Origin of the sequence: Leucothrix arctica (genome assembly GCF_003172895.1) — a bacterium.
GTDB classification, from domain to species: Bacteria; Pseudomonadota; Gammaproteobacteria; order Thiotrichales; family Thiotrichaceae; genus Leucothrix; species Leucothrix arctica.
Map to the genome: position 1 here is coordinate 11,926 of NZ_QGKL01000007.1, position 19,896 is coordinate 31,821.

The 19,896-nt window shown below is 46.4% G+C and carries 5 protein-coding genes; all 5 read left to right on the forward strand.

The features are described 5' to 3' along the window. Nucleotides 1-5 precede the first annotated feature (5 nt). Genes DKT75_RS01475 through DKT75_RS01495 form a run of 5 tightly spaced genes read left to right on the forward strand, consistent with a single transcriptional unit; the run spans nucleotide 6 to nucleotide 19,887 of the window. Nucleotides 6-1,841, forward strand: coding sequence for an HAL/PAL/TAL family ammonia-lyase (locus DKT75_RS01475; protein ID WP_146201300.1), 1,836 nt, complete (start codon nucleotides 6-8; stop codon nucleotides 1,839-1,841). Nucleotides 1,842-1,847: 6 nt separating this feature from the next. Then, on the forward strand, nucleotides 1,848-9,230 hold the full coding sequence (locus DKT75_RS01480) for a type I polyketide synthase (RefSeq protein ID WP_109821670.1): 7,383 nt from the start codon (nucleotides 1,848-1,850) through the stop codon (nucleotides 9,228-9,230). A gap of 1 nt (nucleotide 9,231) precedes the next feature. Next, nucleotides 9,232-16,959, forward strand: a complete 7,728-nt coding sequence (locus DKT75_RS01485; protein WP_109821671.1) for a type I polyketide synthase — start codon at nucleotides 9,232-9,234, stop codon at nucleotides 16,957-16,959. After that, entirely contained in the window at nucleotides 16,959-19,082 is a 2,124-nt protein-coding gene (locus DKT75_RS01490) for a heavy metal translocating P-type ATPase (protein ID WP_109821672.1), read from the forward strand. Before DKT75_RS01485 ends, DKT75_RS01490 begins: the two co-directional genes overlap by 1 nt. Further along, on the forward strand, nucleotides 19,045-19,887 hold the full coding sequence (locus tag DKT75_RS01495) for an SDR family NAD(P)-dependent oxidoreductase (RefSeq protein ID WP_109821673.1): 843 nt from the start codon (nucleotides 19,045-19,047) through the stop codon (nucleotides 19,885-19,887). The genes DKT75_RS01490 and DKT75_RS01495 overlap by 38 nt, the downstream gene beginning before the upstream one ends. Nucleotides 19,888-19,896: the final 9 nt, after the last annotated feature.

Here is a 19,896-nt window from a genome sequence, read left to right on the forward strand (position 1 = left end):
TTACCATGTTGGAACACTCGAAAATGCCCCCAGAAACAGCACGTGACACATCAACGATTCAAGTGGGTGGTGGAAAATTATCGATTAGCGATTTAGTTCGTGTTGCCCGTCACCACGCCCCCCTTGGTGAGCTTGCAGAAGAAGCATTAGCGGACGTGAAAGCCAGTGAAGCCTGGGTGGCCAAAACGGTGCAACAAATTAGCGAAGCGAAGCTAAATGATCAACAACCGACAGCCTATTACGGTATTAACACTGGCTTTGGTGCGTTAGCCGGTCGTTCGGCATTAGACAGTGTTTACTTGACCAAAGTACTTGGCCACAATTTGATATCCAGTCACTCCGTTGGGGTAGGCGACTACTTTGATGAAGAAATTGTTCGAGCCACCTTGTTGATTCGAGCTCAATCTCTGGCACAAGGTTATTCTGGTGTTCGCCCGCTGATTATCAACAAGTTAGTAGCGATGCTAAATGCGCGTATTTACCCCGCGGTTCCAGAGCAAGGCTCTTTAGGTGCGAGTGGTGATTTAGCTCCCCTTGCGCACTTACTCCTCGTTATGTGCTCAGTACCGACGCCTTCCGCAGACGATACTGATTTAAACCTAGACTGTACCGATGGAGAGGCTTTCATGCCCTACTCCGAAGTAAACCATCAGCTGAATGACGCGACTACTGAGCCGCCCTATCTGCACATTACGTATTCTGCCTCTGGCCAGCAAACCTTGTGGCAGCGAGTACCCGGTGCGCTAGCAATGGCAGCAGCAGGCGGAAAAGTTGAGCTACAGACCAAAGAGGCATTAGCCTTATGCAATGGAGCAACAGTCTCTGCTGCAATTGCTGCTTTGGTGGTTAAAGATGCAGAAAATTTACTAGCCAATGCTGAATTAGTGACGGCGATGACACTAGAAGGAATGAGAGGCTTTCGTGACCCGTTCTACCCGCATGTTCACGAAGCACGTGGCCATGAAGCTGCCATCCAAACAGCCGCACAGATACTGCGTTATGTTGAAGGCAGTGAAATCGTTGATGAAGGTGATTTACAAACGAACCCAAGTCGAGTGCCGCCACAAGATCCATACTCTGTACGTTGCGCCCCACAAGTGTTTGGCTCGATTAAAGACACACTTGAAATGGCAAAAAAATGGGTTGAGATGGACTTAAATGCTGCAACGGATAATCCACTCATTTTTCTTGATATGGAAAGGGATTATAAAACGATCTCTGGCGGTAACTTCCACGGTGAGCCAATTGCAATGGCAATGGACTATTTAAGTATTGCATTGACTGAACTAGGCAGTATTTCTGATCGTAGAATGTTTAATCTAATTGATTATCACACGGCCAAAACGTATGAAGACCCTGACAAGCAAATCAACCCACAGCATGGCTTGAGTAGTTTCTTGATTGAAGAACCAAAAGCTACAGAAGGCTTAAATGCTGGCTTGATGATGCTGCAAGCAACCTCAGCAGCATTGGTTTCTGACTGCAAGGTACTGGCTCACCCTGACACGGTGGATTCAATTCCTAGTTCAGCCAATCAAGAAGATCATGTCAGCATGAGTTTGAATGCAGCACGCCATGCGCGTGAAATTGTGAAGAACATTGAAAACGTATTGGCATTAGAGTTTTTGTGTGCAACTCAAGCGATTGCTTTACAGGTCAAGAAAGTGGGTAATGAAAATTTAAGTGTCGGTAAAGGTAGTCAAGCTGCATTTGATTGTATTCGAGAAGCAGGTGTTGAGTTTTTAACGCAAGACCGCGTGTTGTACCCCGACATTCGTAAAGCACTGACGCTCGTTCGCAATGGAACGTTGGTTAGCGCTGCTCGTCAGGCGACGGAGTAAGCCCTCATGTTAACTCAAATGTTACAACGTGCGGCTGAAAAAAGTCCGCAACGCGCAGCCATTGTGCAGGGTGATGTACGCATTAGCTACCCAGAACTGGAATCACTGGCTGCTAAGGCAGCCTTTGGATTACGTGATTATGGTGTTCGTCAAGCTGATTGTGTCGCGGTAGTACTTCCTAATTGTCCTGAGTTTATTATCAGTTTCTTCGCCTGTGCACGGTTAAATGCCGTTATGCTGCCGCTGAACCCTCAATACACCAAAGATGAACTAACACGTTTCATTACCGATGCTCAAGCAAAGGTCATCATTACAGACCCGTTGAGAGCGCCCTTATGCCAGTCGATTATCAATAAATCTGGGTCATCTATTCTGTTAGTCGTGACAGGTAATACAACGCCGGATATTGATCCGATTCTCTTTACGAGCTTGACCTCTTACCCTTACTCAGTAACCGCTGAACAGGCTTTTAGTGGTCGAGCGTTATATTTATATACCTCGGGATCGACCAGTGAATACAAGCGCTTATGTTGTACGCAAGAGAACCTTGGTTTCGAAGCGCACAATTTTGTTGAAACCGTTAGGTTAACCGCTGACGATGCTATCTTATGCACCGTGCCGTTGTACCACTCCTACGGTTTTGGAAATGGCCTTTTGGATGCAGTGTATGCCGCGTCAACATTAGTCCTATTAGAACCCGTGATTGAAAATGGCCACATCATTGAGGTGCCATTTATTAGTCGCTCTAAGCGTGTATTGGAGTTAATCAAAACTGAGAACATCCGTTTTTTCCCCGGAGTGCCTTATCAGTTTGCCGCCTTAGCAGAATTACCTACTGATGTGGATGCAGATTTATCGGGGTTGAAGCTGTGTATTTCATCAGGTGATGTGCTTACTGAGACTACCTATCAACAGTTTTTGAGTCGTTTTAATATTGCTGTTCGCTCACTCTATGGTTCAACAGAAGCGGGCTCCATTTGTATTAATACTGACACTACTGAGCAGTTACAATTCGGTTCATTAGGTGCCGCGCTTAATAATGTTGAAATCACCATTAAAGATACGAACGGTAAGGTCTGCCCTACCGATGTTACTGGCGCCATTTGGGTAAAAAGTCCGGTCATCCCCCCCAGCGGTTATGACAATCGACCTGAACTTAGCCTAGCCACGTTTATTAATGGTGCTTATGACACCGGTGATATGGGTAAAAAAGACGCGCGTGGTCACCTGATTATCACTGGTCGTAAACAGACGTTTATTGATGTTGGCGGTTATAAGGTTGATATCGGCGAGTTAGAAGAAGTGTTATGTCAGCACCCTAATATACGGGAAGCCGCAGCCCTTGGCGTTGAAATACCTAACGCCGGTGAGATGATTAAAGCCGCTATTGTGCTTGAGTCACCTTGCGATGAAGCAGATATATTACGTTTTTGCCGTGATCGTTTAGCCGCTTACAAACTACCTCGCATCATCGAGTTTCGCGATGCCTTGCCGCGTAGTCCATTGGGTAAAATACTGAAAAAAGAACTACTATCCATCAGTGACCAAGAAAGTATCGCGTCGCTGGCTGACGAATTAAGTTATTTGGTTTCACCAACGCCTCAACAGCAGCTTGAGTTAGTCATTGATAAATTACAGGAACAAGTTGCGATTACCTTACAACTGGATGTGTCCGCCATTAGTGTGGGGGATTCGTTTCAACAGTTAGGCTTTGATTCTATTCAAGCGGCTGAATTACAAAGCCGTCTAAATCAACTCACCGGTTTAGCGCTTTCGATTACCCTGCTTTGGAATCACCCGACAATTAGTGAATTAGCCAACGTACTGTTAGGCAAAATATTAGCAACCCAAGCGCAAGACTCCGCATCCTCCGAAAGTGAACCATCCGAGCGTATTCAAACCGAACAGACGACCGACTCATACCAATCAAATGAGCCTATTGCCATTATTGGTATGTCGTGTCGTTTGCCGGGCGGGGCCAACTCTCCTGAAGCTTTTTGGACGCTTATGCAAAACGGCGAACATGGTATCGTCGATATTCCTGAAAGCCGTTGGGATAGCAAAAAACACTGTCACGATAACCCTGAAGCCGCCGGAAAAAGCTATTCTCGCTGGGGTGGATTTATTGATAATGTGACGGACTTTGATCCGGCATTTTTCAATATTTCACCACGCGAAGCGCAACATATGGACCCACGCCAACGTTTGTTATTGGAAACGGCTTGGGAGGCGTTGGAAGATGCGTGTGTGCCTACTAGCAGTGTTGCAGGGAGTCAAAGTAGTGTATTCATTGGTCACATGGCCGGTGACTACCATACGCTTATGTCAGAAAACCCTGAAGTCATTGATTCTTATGTCAGTACAGGGGTGCTGGATAGTCTGTTAGCCAATCGCCTTTCCTATGCCTTGGATTTACAAGGCCCTAGTTTATCCGTTGATACTGCCTGCTCCTCAGCATTAAGTGCCTTGTATTTAGCGTGTCAAAGTTTGCGCAACCAAGAGTCCTCTTTATCACTCGTCGGTGGTATTAATTTAATGCTTACACCGGATCTGCATGTGATGGGTGCTAAAGCGGGAATTTTATCACCCACTGGCCGCTGTAGTACGTTTTCTGACGATGCAAATGGCTTCGTTCGCGGTGAAGGCTGCGGCATGCTGGTGCTCAAGCGTTTATCGGATGCAGTGAGCGATAACGACCCTATTCTTGCGGTAGTTCGAGGTGTCGCTATTAATCAGGATGGCCGCACGAATGGTATTGCTGCTCCCAATGGCCACTCTCAGCAGCGCGTTATTCAGAAGGCGCTTAACAATGCCGGTGTTGCCGCATCAGAGATCACCTATATTGAAGCACACGGCACTGGCACCTTAGTCGGTGACCCGATTGAAGTAGAGGCACTCAATGCGGTTTATGGTCAAGCAAGCCCCAGCGGTGACTGTTATCTAGGCGCTGTTAAAACGAATATTGGACACCTAGAAGGTGCCGCAGGGATCGCGAGTGTGATCAAAATGTTGCTAAGCCTAAGCAAGCAACAGATTCCACCCAATATCAACTTTGACCGTATTAATCCCCACATTAATTTGGAGAAAACACGCTTCCAGCTACCATTGAAAGGTCAGCCATGGAATACGCCTCATCGCTCACGCTATGGCGCAGTGAGCTCCTTTGGTATTGGCGGCACCAATGGTCATGTGATTTTTGAGCAAGCCCCCACTCGTGAGACAGACATAAGCAGTCCACGCTCACAGCAACTGATTACCTTGTCAGCGAAAAATAGTCCTGCACTGAGTCAGTTAGCCGCACGGTATCAACAGCACCTTGAAACAAGGCCTGACACCCGACTTGAAGATATTGCGTATAGCAGCAGTATTGGACGCAGTGCTCTATCCCATCGCATCGGACTCACCGCATCATCAAGCGATGACTTACTCGCACAACTTCGATCCTTTACGACGGATAAGCAGGCGATTGTGACAACTGACAATACGCTGGCTTACCTCTTTACAGGGCAAGGGTCTCAATATTCAGGCATGGGTCGTGAGTTGTATGACAGCCTTCCTTTATTTCGCGACACACTGAATCAATGCGATGCGTTATTGAACCAGAAGCTCGATATATCACTGTTAGATATTATGTATTTTGGTGAAGATGATGCTGAGTTAATTCACCAAACGGCATATACCCAACCGGCCTTATTCGCACTTGAGTATGCACTGGCTAAGGTATGGCAATCGTGGGGAGTAACACCAGATTATGTCATGGGGCATAGTGTGGGTGAGTATGTTGCGGCCTGTATCGCAGGTGTCTTTAGCTTAGAAGACGGCTTAAAGCTGATTTCAGCACGCGGCCAATTGATGCAATCCTTGCCTGACACCGGTGGCATGGTGTCGATAGTCGCCACAGAAGCGCAAGTCAAACCACTGATTGAACCCTACACTGACACGGTTTCTATTGCGGCAATTAACGGCCCTTACAGCCTAGTGATTGCGGGTGACAATAACGCATTGCAAGCGATTATATCGGTGCTGGTTGCTCAAAATATTGAGTACACACCACTGAAAGTTTCACACGCTTTTCATTCACCACTGATGGCACCGATGTTGAATGCTTTTCGTGAGGTTGCTGAAAGCATTCACTATACAAAACCGACCATTCCATTCGTTTCAAATGTCACTGGGCAATTAGAAACTGAACTCATTACCACATCAGAATATTGGGTTCAGCATGTAATGGATGAAGTACGTTTTTCTGATGGAATTAACTGCTTGCAAGCTCAAAATTGCCATGTTTTTCTAGAAATTGGTGCACGTCCAACCCTCATTGGCATGGGCCAATTATGCATTAATGGTGAACAACGCTGGCTTGCTAGCTTGAAGCCTAATAAGAGCGACTGGCAGCAGCTCTGTGAAAGTGTTGGCCAGATTTATCAGCAAGGTATTTCTATTGACTGGGAAAAATTTCATCACGGTAATCACGGTCAAAAAGTTCATCTACCGACGTATCCATTCCAACGCCAGCACTTTTGGATTCAAGCCTCTGCCTCAGCATCACGAAACAATAATGCACTAAGCCCTCTCATTCATAAGATGATGCGCTCACCATTATTGAAGGAAACACTCTTTGAGTCGAGTGTGAGTTTGCAAGGCTTACCGTACTTAAAAGATCACCGTGTCTTTGATGAATACGTTGTTCCAGGGGCGACTTACCTTGCCTGTGTCGCGAGTGCCGCAAGCGTAGCGAAACAGCCAGGTTATCAGCTAACCAACGTCATGTTTCCTGCGGCGATGGTGCTAAAAACTGAGCAACAGCGGGTGGTTCAATTACTATTGACGCCGGATGAAAAACAAAGCAAAAAGCAGCAATATGCACTTCAGCTGATTAGCTTAGATGAGATGGATAGCGAGCAAGACTCTCCACTCACGCACATGATCGGACAACTCAACTGGGCTGAACCAGAGATTCACTCTACGGATCAACTTGATGTGATTCAGGCCCGTTGTCAGACAGTTGTTGATCCTGCTCATTTTTATGAAACCTCCCGCGAACAACAGATTGTCTTTGGTCATGACTTCCAGTGGCTCCAGTCACTGTGGCAGCAGGATAATGAAACACTAGCCTTGTTAGTATTGCCCGATTCACTCGCCGATCTAACGGGGTATAGTTTCCACCCTGCTCTAATGGATGCTTGCTTTCAAACGGCGGCTGCCTGTTTGTTAAGCCGCGAAGAAATGGATACCTGGCTTCCTTTCCTCATCAGAGATGTTCGTGTGCATCACGTTGCCACTGGCACACAATGGTGGTGTCAAGCAGTTGAGAAAGCGGATCACCAATGGGATATCCAACTCTTTGATAACGATGGCCGTTTGCTATTGGAATTAATTGGGTATCAAGAGGCAAAAGTACCTAGTGAGGCATTGTTGGGCCGTCATGCGTGGGAAGATCACTTATACCATGTAGCATGGGAGTCTCAATCATTACCCAGCGAGACAACACGCAGGGATAACCGATACCTTGTGTTTGCCGATAAGCATATTGCACCGAAATTGTTAACTGAGTTAACGCGCAACAACGCTGACGTCACGCTAGTCACGCAAGGTGATGACTTTTCTCAAATCACAGACGCACATTATCAAATAAATCCGCAGCAGCCTGAAGACTTAAATCAGTTATTAGCCGCACAAACGGATAGCTTTGACGTTGTTTATTTATGGCCACTGCTTGAATCAACGCCGACGACTGATGACAGTGTCGCTTTCGATTTAAACACGTCCGCTGCTAGGCAATGTGGCCAGTTACTCCGCTTAACTCAGGCGCTTTCTAAGGTTTCTCAGCAATGTGATGGTTTATGGATAGTGAGCGAGCAAGCACAGATCATTCAACACGATCACAGCTGTTTAAACCTCGTGCAATCGACGCTTTGGGGAATGCACACCGTGCTTAATATGGAGTTGGCTTCACTCTCTCCCGTCATGATTGATCTCGACAACACCATGGATCATGGTGATGCGATGACGGCACTACTGGCACAAGAAATATTAGCGCCGGCAGTGACCCCCCTCCCCAATGAAAGAAGACTTGCTTATCGTGATGGCATGCGCTTTGTTGCTCGTCTAAACGAATTAGCTTATCAGGACACGCCGGAAGACCAAACATTTTCCATTGATGAAAATGCAGGGTACTTAATTAGTGGCGGCAGTGGTGGCTTAGGATTACAAGTCGCTCAGCACTTGATCGATCAAGGTGCTAAGAAGCTATGGTTATTAGCACGCAGTCCCGCCAGCCCCACGGTGCAAGTACAACTCGATGCGCTGTGTGCTACGGGCGCTGACGTGCAACTGGTGATGATGGATATTAGCGACCAGCAAGCACTGAATGAACTCGTTCAATCCATTGAAGCCACTACCCCTTTAAAAGGCATTATTCATGCTGCCGGTGTGTTGGATGACGGGGTATTACAGCAACAAACCGAAGCACGTTTCGAGCATGTTATGCAGCCTAAAATTCAAGGGGCATGGAATTTACATCAAGCGAGTCTATCGCTGACGTTAGATTTCTTTGTGATGTTCTCATCACTGGCATCTGTACTCGGAGGTATAGGCCAAGGCAACTATGCAGCGGCGAATGCTTTCTTGGATTCACTTGCCCATTACCGTCAGCAAAGTGGGTTGCCTGCGTTAAGTATTAATTGGGGGGCATGGTCTGACGTCGGCATGGCAGCAAACATGTCAGAAACCGATATTCAGCGCCTTAAAGACAATGGCGAATCCCTGATTGAGCCAACACAAGGATTAGCGATGTTTTCAGCGTTCGTCCAACAACCACACGTCCAAGTGGGCGTTTTTCCGATTCAATGGACTCGTTATTTGAGCACCCACCCACATTTGGGTGCGTTCACCCAACACATTAGCGTAGAGGTTACTGCAATGCCGGATTCTGCCGACACACAGCAAAAAAATTGGCGGGAGTCACTTGTGGAACTGCCACAAAATGAACAATACCGCCTGCTACAGGACAATATTCGCCAGTCACTGGCTAGCATTCTTAGGCTCGACTCTGCTGAGCAAATTGAAGCACGCCAAGGGCTACGTGATCTCGGTTTAGATTCTATTATGTCGGTTGAAGTCAAAGGGTTATTGGAAGTGAAGTTAGACTGCTCACTCCCTGCCACTTTGCTATTTGATTATCCCACACTAGAAACACTTACCGACTACCTTAGCCAGCAGGTATTGGGCTTTAGCAAACAAGACAACACAAGCACGGAAGCTGCCAGTCTCGAATTTGATGACGACCTTGCCAGCCTTCTATCCAATTTAGATCACATTTCAGATGCCGAAATACAACAACAATTAAGCGGCAACAAACAGAAACAGAAACAGGAAGAGATTGTTTAAAATGAGTACTTTATCCAAGCAGATTTCTCAACTATCGCCATTGAAAATTGCCATGGCAGCACAGCAATTAGCCCCTAAAATGTCTATCGTCAATGCTGAGCCGATTGCAATTGTGGGTATGGGGTGTCGTCTACCAGGTGGTGTTGATTCTCCCGAAAAATACTGGGAACTACTCAAAGAAGGCAAAGACGCTGTCTCAGAAATGAATAGTGATCGTTGGGATTTTGATGCTCACTTTGATAAAGACCCAACAACGCCTGGGAAAATGTCAGTCCGTCATGCAGGATTTATTGATAATGTAGATAAATTTGACGCACAATTTTTTGGTATATCACCACGTGAAGCAGCCGTTTTAGACCCACAACAGCGTTTGCTAATGGAAGTGAGCTGGGAAGCAATCGAGAATGCTGGCATTGTGCCGTCCTCGCTGCACAACAGTGCCACGGGTGTGTATATTGGTATCACAACCAGTGAATATGAAAAACTGTGTTTACAATCCAACATCACTGATAACAATCATATCGCTTACATGGGGACGGGGAATGACACCTGTGCCGCCGCAGGTCGTCTATCCTATTCCTTGGGATTAACTGGCCCCAGTTTATCCGTCAACACGGCGTGTTCTTCGTCTTTGGTTGCTATTCACTTAGCGTGTGACAGCTTACGTCAACGAACAAGTAATATGGCACTGGCGGGAGGGGTTAACCTTACGCTGATCCCTGACATTTATACCGTCTTCTCCAAAGCTGGCATGCTGTCCCCTGACGGTCGCTGTAAAAGCTTCGATGCCTCTGCCAATGGTTATGTACGTGGTGAAGGTTGTGGTGTATTGGTACTGAAACGACTGTCCGATGCCGTCGCTGATGGCGACAATATACTGTCCATTATTCGTGGTTCTGCAGTTAATCAAGACGGTCGAAGCAGTGGTTTAACCGTGCCTAATGGCCCGTCTCAGCAAGCAGTTATCCGTCAAGCGTTAGATAACAGTGGTGTACTGGCTTCACAAGTAGGCTATGTCGAAGCACATGGAACAGGTACTTCATTGGGAGACCCAATTGAAGTTGGGGCACTCGGTGAAGTATTCCGTGAAGGAAGAGAAAATCCGCTATTGATTGGTTCGGCAAAAACCAATATTGGACACCTAGAGTCTGGTGCTGGCGTAGCAGGGATGATTAAAACGGTGCTGTCACTACAGCATGCTGAAATCCCCCCCAATCTGCATTTTAAAAACCCAAGCCCGCATATTGCATGGGATGATCTGCCCATTAAGGTCGTCACCGAAAGAACACCTTGGCCAACCGAACGTCGAATTGCTGGCGTCAGTTCTTTTGGTTATAGCGGTACTAATGCTCATTTTATTCTAGAAGCTGCACCTGAAACGGTTGCACCTAAAACCAATGAAAAAGATCGCAGCACACATGTATTAACACTCAGTACTCGAACGGAAGAAGCATTAAGTGATATAGCCTCAAGCTATGCCCACTATATCGCGGCGAATCCAGAGGCTTCTTTAGCGGATATTTGTGCAAGCGCTAATACTCGACGTACCCAATTTGCTTATAGCCTTGCGGTGTCTGCTAGCACAACAGAAACACTCGCTGAACAATTGACCGCTTTTTCAAACGGCGACAATAGCAATGTCGTCACGGGCTCGTCATTAGACAATAAGCAGGCGAAAGCAGCCTTCTTGTTTACCGGGCAAGGTTCACAATACGTGAACATGGGTCGTGAGTTATTTGACACACAACCGACCTTCCGCAACGTTCTTGAACAGTGCGATGCATTACTTAAGCCCTACCTTGAGCATTCACTATTAGATGTGATGTACAGCGACCGTCCGAATTCAGCCCCAGAAGGCTTAATCAACGACACCGCCTATACACAACCTGCCTTGTTTGCTATTGAGTATGCTTTAGCGACACTATGGCAGTCATGGGGTGTAAAGCCTGAGGTTATGTTAGGTCATAGCGTGGGTGAATATGCTGCTGCTTGTCTAGCGGGTGTATTTAGCCTCGAAGATGCATTGAAGCTTATTGCTATGCGCGGCAAGCTAATGCAAGCCCTACCTCGTGATGGTGGCATGATGGCCATTCGTGCAAGTAGTAAGCAGGTCACCCAAGCAATTGCTAACTATACTGACACAGTGTCCATCGCCGCGATTAATGGCTCGAATAGTATTGTGATTTCTGGTGCTCAAACCGCTTTAGACAACATTGCAGACACCTTTAAATCAGAAAATATTAGTACACGTGCGCTAACGGTTTCACATGCTTTCCATTCGCCATTAATGCAGCCTATGCTGGCTGAGTTTGCAGAGCTTGCAAATAGCATTCACTACGCGAAACCGAGCATTAAAATTGTCTCCACTCTTACGGCTGCACTCGTTTCTGAGGAAATGGCCTCAGCAGATTATTGGGTCAAACATGTTAGCGCTGCAGTTAATTTCAAAGGGGGTATTGAAGTACTAGGTGCTCTCAATTGCACAAGCTTCATTGAAATCGGTGCGCAACCTGTTCTATTAGGTATGGCACAACACTGCATCCAGCCTGAAGGTGCTGTGTGGGCACCTAGCCTACGTAACAATAAAGACGACTGGCAACAAATCACAAGTAGTCTTGCTGAAATCAGTGTGAAGGGTATTAATGTTAACTGGCAAGGCTTTGATAAAGACTACGCCCGTAATACGTTAATCCTGCCAAACTATCCATTCCAGCGTCAACGACATTGGATACCACAAAGCGCTCAGGCAGACAGTCGTAGTAGTGATGCTTTGCGGCCAATGGTTGATCGGATGGTGCATTCCTCTTTGATCAAAGAGACTATTTTAGAAACGTCATTTAGTCTTGAAGCATTACCATTCCTCAAAGATCACACGGTATTTGAAGAGTATGTGGTGCCAGGCGCTTCTCATTTATCAGTCATCCTAAGTGGTGCTGATCTTCTGGGAATGCCTTCGTGTCAGTTGGAAGATGTCATTTTCCCTGGTCCTTTGGTTTTACCAGAAGATCAACCTAGATTGGTACAGGCCGTACTGTCACCAGAAGATGACGCTACAATGTCATTTCAGTTGATTAGCACCAGCCCAACTGCACCCGAGCAAGAAGCGCAAACACATGCTACTGGTCGTTTGGCAAATGCTGATAGTGCACATGACACCGTGTCACTAAGCAGTCTACAAAGCCGTTGTCAGGAAGTATTATCACCAGAGTCTCTTTACCAGACTGCAGCCGACCAATTTATTGAATTTGGCCCAAGCTTCCGCTGGATTACTCAATTATCAAAAGGTGATGGCGAAGCACTAGCACAGTTCACTTTACCCGAAAGCATTGGAAGCCTAGACGGTTACCCGATACACCCTGGACTATTAGATGCTTGCTTACAAACCGCAGGTGTAACATTAGACGAAAGTGCTTCAACAGAGACTCTATTACCCTTTACCTTAAAGACACTTAATATTGGGCCAATGCCTACTGACAACAGCTGGTGGTGTCATGTGGTTCAAGTCGGTGCAACGACATGGGATATTCAATTATTCAATGATGAAGGCGAAGTACTGCTCAGTATTGATGGCTTTGAAATGCGTAAAGCTCCTCGTGACGCGATGTTGCAACGCCAATTAGCTGACTGGTTATACGATATTGACTGGCAAGCCAAAGCAACAACACCTGAAACTTTACCGGAGCAAGCGGGTCGTTGGTTAATCTTTGCAGATAGCAATGGACTGGGTGAGCAATTAGCCGCTGAATTACATGAACAAAATCAGGCAACTATTTTGGTCTACTCAGGTAATCATTACAGTACGACCGAGCGACCTGAATCTATTAATGAAACTCAAGTAATCACGATTAATGCCCAAGAGTCTGCCGACTATGAGCGAATGATTGATGAGGCGTTTAAGCAATCAGGTACGGCGTGTTTAGGTAGCATTTATTTGTGGAGTACAGAGAGACATGAGTCGGTTGAAACACTACTTTCTGATGCACAATCAACCACGGTAAGTGCAACCTACGCAGTACAAGCGATCATCCGTAGCCAATTAAACGCACCGCTTTACTTGGTGACTCAAGGCTCACAAGCCGTAAATAACGAAACAGGATACCAACTTGCATCAGCTTCAATCTGGGGCTTCGGTCGCTCCCTAGCAATTGAGCAACCGAGCCTAACGTGTACTTGTATTGATTTAGACCAAGCGGAACAGAACGTAGCGGCGCTACTTACTGAGCTCTCTAGTACTGATCAGGAAGATCAAGTCGCTTGGCGTGCAGGTACTCGATACGTTGCACGTTTGGCTAAACTAACCGACCATACCCAGCAGCTGTTAACAACTCCAGAAGGTCCGTTCCGTGTTCAGCTAGATGATTATGGTTCAGCAGATGAGTTACGCTTAGTACCAATCACTCGACGCGTGCCTGAAGCAGCCGAAGTAGAAATTGAAGTGGCTGCTACTGCACTGAATTTTCGTGATGTATTGAATTCACTGGGCATGTTGAAGGACTACTATGCCGAGGTACTTGGCATTGAACGCGCACAAGATGTACCACTTGGTTTTGAGTGTGCGGGTACTGTGATTGCCGTAGGTCCAGACGTCACTGGCTTAAAAATCGGTGATCAGGTTATTGCCAATACCGAAGGTAGTTTTGCAAGCTATGTTACGGTTGACTCAGCATTGGTTGCACGTAAACCAGCTAATATTCCGTTTGAAGCTGCAGCAGGTATTCCAACGGCATTCCTTACTGCTTACTATGGTCTTAAAGAGCTAGCTCAACTAAAAGCGGGCGATAAAATCCTTATCCAGTCCGCCGCTGGTGGTGTGGGACAGGCCGCAGTGCAACTAGCACAAGCCGCTGGCGCAGAAATTTATGCCACAGCGAGTCCTGCGAAATGGAATGCACTAAAAGCTCAAGGCATTAAGCATGTCATGAACTCACGAACACTCGACTTTGCCGATGAGGTTTTACGCCTCACGGATAATCAAGGAGTGGACGTTGTACTCAATAGCCTGAATGGCGATTTCATCAATAAGAGCTTTGATGTCTTGAGAAAAGGCGGCCGCTTTGTTGAAATTGGTAAAATCGGTGTGTGGAGCCAAGAGGAAGCAACAGCTTATCGCTCAGATGCAACTTACCTTCCTTTCGACTTAGGTGAAGTCACGGGTAAAGACCTTGGTCTGATGACACGCATGTTAAGCGAGTTGGTCACACAGTTCGAAAGCGGTATCTTGCATGCTCTGCCACAAACCACATTCCCGATTGAACAAGTCGCCAATGCGTACCGTTACATGCAGCAAACTAAGCATATCGGTAAAGTGATACTGACTTATAACGCTGAACCAGCACCTGCTATTAAACCAGATGCGAACTACATCGTTACCGGTGGTTTAGGTGGATTAGGCTTACAAGTCGCCCAACAGTTAGCCGATCAAGGTGCTCGTCACCTGACGTTAAGCTCACGTAGCGGTGCTAACAGTGATGCAGCCAAGCAACTGCTGGCTGACTTGGACGATCAAGGTGTGAATGTGTCTGTGGTTAAAGCAGATGCTTCAAATGCCGCAGATGTGGCCACACTACTAGCAACAGCACAGAAAGCAGCTCCAGTACGCGGTATTATTCATGCGGCTGGTGTGATTGATGATGCCTCAATCCTTAAGCAAACGGACGCGAGTATTGCCAAAGTAATGGGACCGAAAGTTCAAGGTGCACTGAATTTGCATACGCAAAGTCAGGCATTGCAACTTGATCACTTTATCTGTTTCTCCTCTATTGCATCCTTGATGGGGTCACCTGGGCAAACTAACTACGCTGCAGCCAATGCAGTCATTGATAGCCTAATGCAACAGCGTCAAGCACTTGGCTTACCTGGCATGAGTATCAACTGGGGACCGTGGGATGAAACAGGCATGGCGGCTGATATGTCGTTTGATGGCGAAGGTCTAGAAAAGATAAAACCTGATCTTGGTCTACAAACGCTTAACAACCTTATGCAGTTACCGTTGCACCAAAGTCCAGCTCAAGTGGGTGTATTCCCGATGAACTGGGCTATGTTCATGCAGCAGTTTCCAGAAGATCAACAACCACCGTTCGTTAGCTTAATGGCTAGACAATCGATGCAAGGCTCAGCGGTCAAATCTAAAGCAAAGAGCGGAACCTCCGACATTCTCGTGCAACTGAAGAGCAGCAGTGGTGATGAGCAAAAAACAATGCTTATCAACTACATTAGTGAGCAACTATTACAGGTCCTAGGTCTTGACAGTGATCAAAGCTTACCCGCTAATCAGCCGTGGAATGAACTGGGCCTAGACTCACTCATGACGGTCGAGCTAAAAAACCGATTAGATCGTAGTTTGCGCGTCTCAGTACCGATTGAAACGATCATGCAAGAAGCAACCACGTTGCTGATTGCCGATATGATTATTGATAGCCTCGCGAATGTCAGTCTAGATACAGCAGAGAATGAAGCAACAAACGAAGGAATCAGTGCGGCACAAAAGCACATGGATGCCCTTAATAGCGATGTTGAAATGTTGGCGTTGATTCCTCAGACCTATACGAATGTGGAAGAGCAGCGTGACCGTCAAGTACTCATCAACGGTCAATGGCGTAGTGATTTTGCCTCATGCAACTACTTGGGTATGGATCTTCACCAAGACGTCATTGATTCTATTCCTGCCGCTTTGGATAAATGGGGTGTTCACCCTAGTTGGACACGTGCGGTTGCCTCTCCGGGTCTTTATCCAGAGCTGGAACAGGAACTTGCGGATTTGGTCGGTGCGCCGAAAACGCTAATATTCCCGTCAATTCACCTGCTACATATGGGAGTGTTACCGTTACTTGCTGGTTTTGGTGGTGTTATTTTAAAAGATAACTCAGCTCATCACTCAATCTATGAAGCATGTTTACGTTGTCAGGCTGATGGGATTGAATGGACTGAGTTCGCACATAATGATTTGGATGCGCTGGAAGAGAAGCTAAAACGCTATCGCCCAGATCAAAATAAAATTATCGCAATTGATGGTGTTTACTCAATGTCAGGCGAGTTCCCACCTCTACCTGAGATGTCAGCATTAGCCAAAAAATACAATGCAATCATATACCTTGATGATGCTCACGGAATTGGTGTCATTGGTGAAAACCCTACCGAAGAGATGCCTTACGGCTATGGCGGTGGTGGTGTTGTGAAGTATTACGGTATGGATTACGAAGCAGACCGCATTGTTTATGTGGGTGGCCTATCAAAGTCGTTTTCTTCATACGGTTCTTTTGTAACCTGTTTTGATCAAGCCATGAAGTCACGCTTGAGTCTGGCAGGGCCATTCGTTTTCTCTGGTCCTTCTCCCGTTGCCAGCTTAGCAAGTGCTCTGGCAGGGCTGAAAGTCAACCGCAAAGAAGGTGACCAGATGCGTGAGCGAGTCTACCAACTCACACGCAAGCTAGTGAGTGCAGCAAAAGACATGGGCTACGAAGTTGATAATGAGCACAACTTCCCTATTGTGGGAGTGGTTATTGGGAACGTAGACGAAGTGACTGAAGCATGTGACATGATGTGGGAACACAATATCCTAATTACGCCAGCTATTTATCCAGCGGTTGCTATGCATCGTAACCTTGTTCGTTTTTCGATCACCGCCTCAAATACTGAAGCAGAAATAGACCAAGCCATTACTGCACTGCAAGCGGTACGGAAAATGGTTCTAGCTAAACGAGATACTGCCCAACTTGAGGTCCAAGGCTAATGATTATCAGTGGCGCAGTCGTTGCTGCGAGTGGTGTGTACCTAGGGGCCAAGGCTTTTGGCTTGCTCCCTTCTCAACACAGAGCAAGAAAAAAAGGTAAATCTTTAGTCATTGCACCTAAAGCTGAAGAAAAATCTTTAAGTGTGGTGGAAGGGGACGAAGAGCATGATGAGGAAGTTAAAGCGCTGAATCATTATTTAACCGTCTCTTCGGGAGTATTAGCAGTGTCACTGGGAACATTAGTCGTGTTTCCAGCAGCGCACATTATTGCTATCCCTCCATTACTGTACACATTGGTACCAATGTTTATGGATGCCTATGACGGTTTGAAAGAGAAAAAGCTCAAACCGTCTCTTGTGGACAGTATTGCTGTCTGTGGTGCGCTAACGCTAGGTCTTGTTAATAACTTAAACCCATTCTTCTTTATGGCGGGTGCAGCAGGTGTATTCTTATACTTTCTGTCCGCAAAATTAGTACTGAAAACAAAAGATCAATCCATAAAGAACCTCTCCAATTTATTTGGCGAGCAAAGCCGTTTTGCCTGGGTATTACAAGATGGAGTTGAAATTGAGGTCCCTTTTGATGAAGTAAAAGTTGGCGATATTGTCATCGTTAGTGCTGGTGAAATGATTCCAGTAGATGGCTCTATTGCCAGTGGTATTGGCTCTGTTGACCAGCGTATGCTAACGGGTGAATCTCAACCCGTTGAAAAAGGTGTCGGTGAATCTGTTTTTGCTGCCACCACATTGCTCTCTGGTCACTTGCAAATAACAGTGGAGAAAGCAGGTGCAGATGCAGTTGCTGCGCAAATTGGTGAGATTTGGAGTCGGACTGCCGATTATAAAACCGGTATCGAGACTAAAGGCGAGCAGCTTTCCAATAAGTCAGTGATTCCAACACTCGGTGCGAGTTCGTTAGCTTTAGTAACACTCGGCCCAATTGGCGCAACCGCCATTCTATTATCTAACTTTTCTGATGCCATTCAACTTTCAGCACCATTAAGTACACTGAATTTCCTCCATCTAGCAGCGAAAAGTGGAATCTTAATTAAAGATGGTCGTGCACTCGAAGGTTTGAGGGACGTCGATACGGTTGTCTTTGATAAGACGGGTACGCTGACATTAGATGAGCCCCATGTAGGCGCTATTCACCTGTCAGCGAACTGGAGTGAAGACGAACTACTTAGCTTTGCTGCCGCAACTGAAGTGAAGCAAAGTCACCCTGTTGCTAAAGCAATCGTCAAAGCTGCTAAACAACGTAACCTTGAACTACAGCCATTAAACGAAGCCAGCTATGAAGTTGGTTATGGTATCAAGGCCCAAGTTGATAACCGTTGGGTACGCGTCGGTAGTAACCGCTTTATGACGAGTGAAGGCATTGAAATACCTGAGCATATTCAGCAACAACTGACCGAAGGCCATACTCTAGGCTATACCTTAATTATGGTCGCCATTGATGATGAGTTGGGTGGAGCCATTACACTACAGCCAACTATTCGTCCTGAAGCCAAGGCCATGATCGAAGGCTTAAAAGCACGTGATTTGTCCCTTTGCATTATTTCAGGCGACCATGAATTACCTACAAAAGCATTAGCAAATGAATTAGGTATTGAGCAATATTTCGCAGAAACCCTCCCAGAAGACAAAGCGACGCTGATTGCACAACTACAAGATGAAGGCCGTAAGGTTTGCTTTATTGGTGATGGGATCAACGACACGATTGCATTAAAGCAAGCTAATGTGTCAATTTCACTCAGTGGTGCTGCAAGTGCCGCAACCGATACTGCACAAATCATTATGATGGATGGCAGCTTAAACTACCTCAATCATGTGTTTGACTTATCCAATGAATACGACAACAACCTACGTAATAGCTATCATTCGGTGTTAGGTGGAAGTCTGCTTTGTGTCGGTGGTGTGTTCTTTTTCCACTTTGGTATTTTTAGTGCGCTGAGTTTGCAGGCACTTACCCTAATGAGCAGCGTTGGTAATGCTTTCTTGCCTCTTCTGAAAGGCGCTGATGCAAAGCCAACACTTACGCCAGTCGAGCACATGACTGACGCTGAATTCGAATCAGGAGGTGAACATGTCGTATCTACAAGCAAGACACGGAATATTACCTAAAAAACCTCGACACAACTCGTGGCAAGGCAAGTGCGTCATCATTACAGGGGCTTCTAGTGGCATTGGCGAGGCGCTTGGTGCAACGCTGGTGGCTAGAGGGGCAAAGGTCGGTTTGATTGCTAGACGGCAAAAAAATCTAGAAAGTTTGTCCGCGCGTCTCAGTGATGGCACGAGTCAAGTTGCTTTCGCTGTAGCAGATGTAACCCACACTAAGGCCTTAGCTTCAGCAGTTCAAGTCTTAGAGGAATCACTTGGGCCTTGCGATATTTTAATCGCCAATGCCGGTATTTATCATAAAACCGACATTCTTAATTTTGATGCGGCAAGAGAAAATGCCGTGATTGCGACCAATACTCAAGGAGTCATCAACAGCATTGCAGCCGTTCTCCCCGGCATGGTCTCCCGACAACAAGGCCATATTGTTGCCGTCTCTAGTATTGCCGCGATGATTGGCCTCCCTGCTGCTGCGTCTTATTCCGCTAGCAAAGCCGCATTAGTCACTCTATTTCAAAGCTTACGTATTGACCTTCACCCTCACGGAGTGAAAGCAACCATTGCAGCACCTGGATTTGTCGATACCCCCTTAATCACTGATGAAGAGCGAGAAACACTCAAAGATCTGATCAGTGCAGAACAAGCAGCAGACCGTATTTGCAACGCTATTGAGCGTAACTGCTCAGTGGACTGGTTCCCTTGGCAAACGTGGTTGGTCTGTCGTTTATTAAGCTTTTTACCCAGCGGACTGTACCGTCGTGCTGTCGCCAATATTCCTGATATGGAAGAACCCTCCCCCCCCAACAGATAGAGAAAAAAT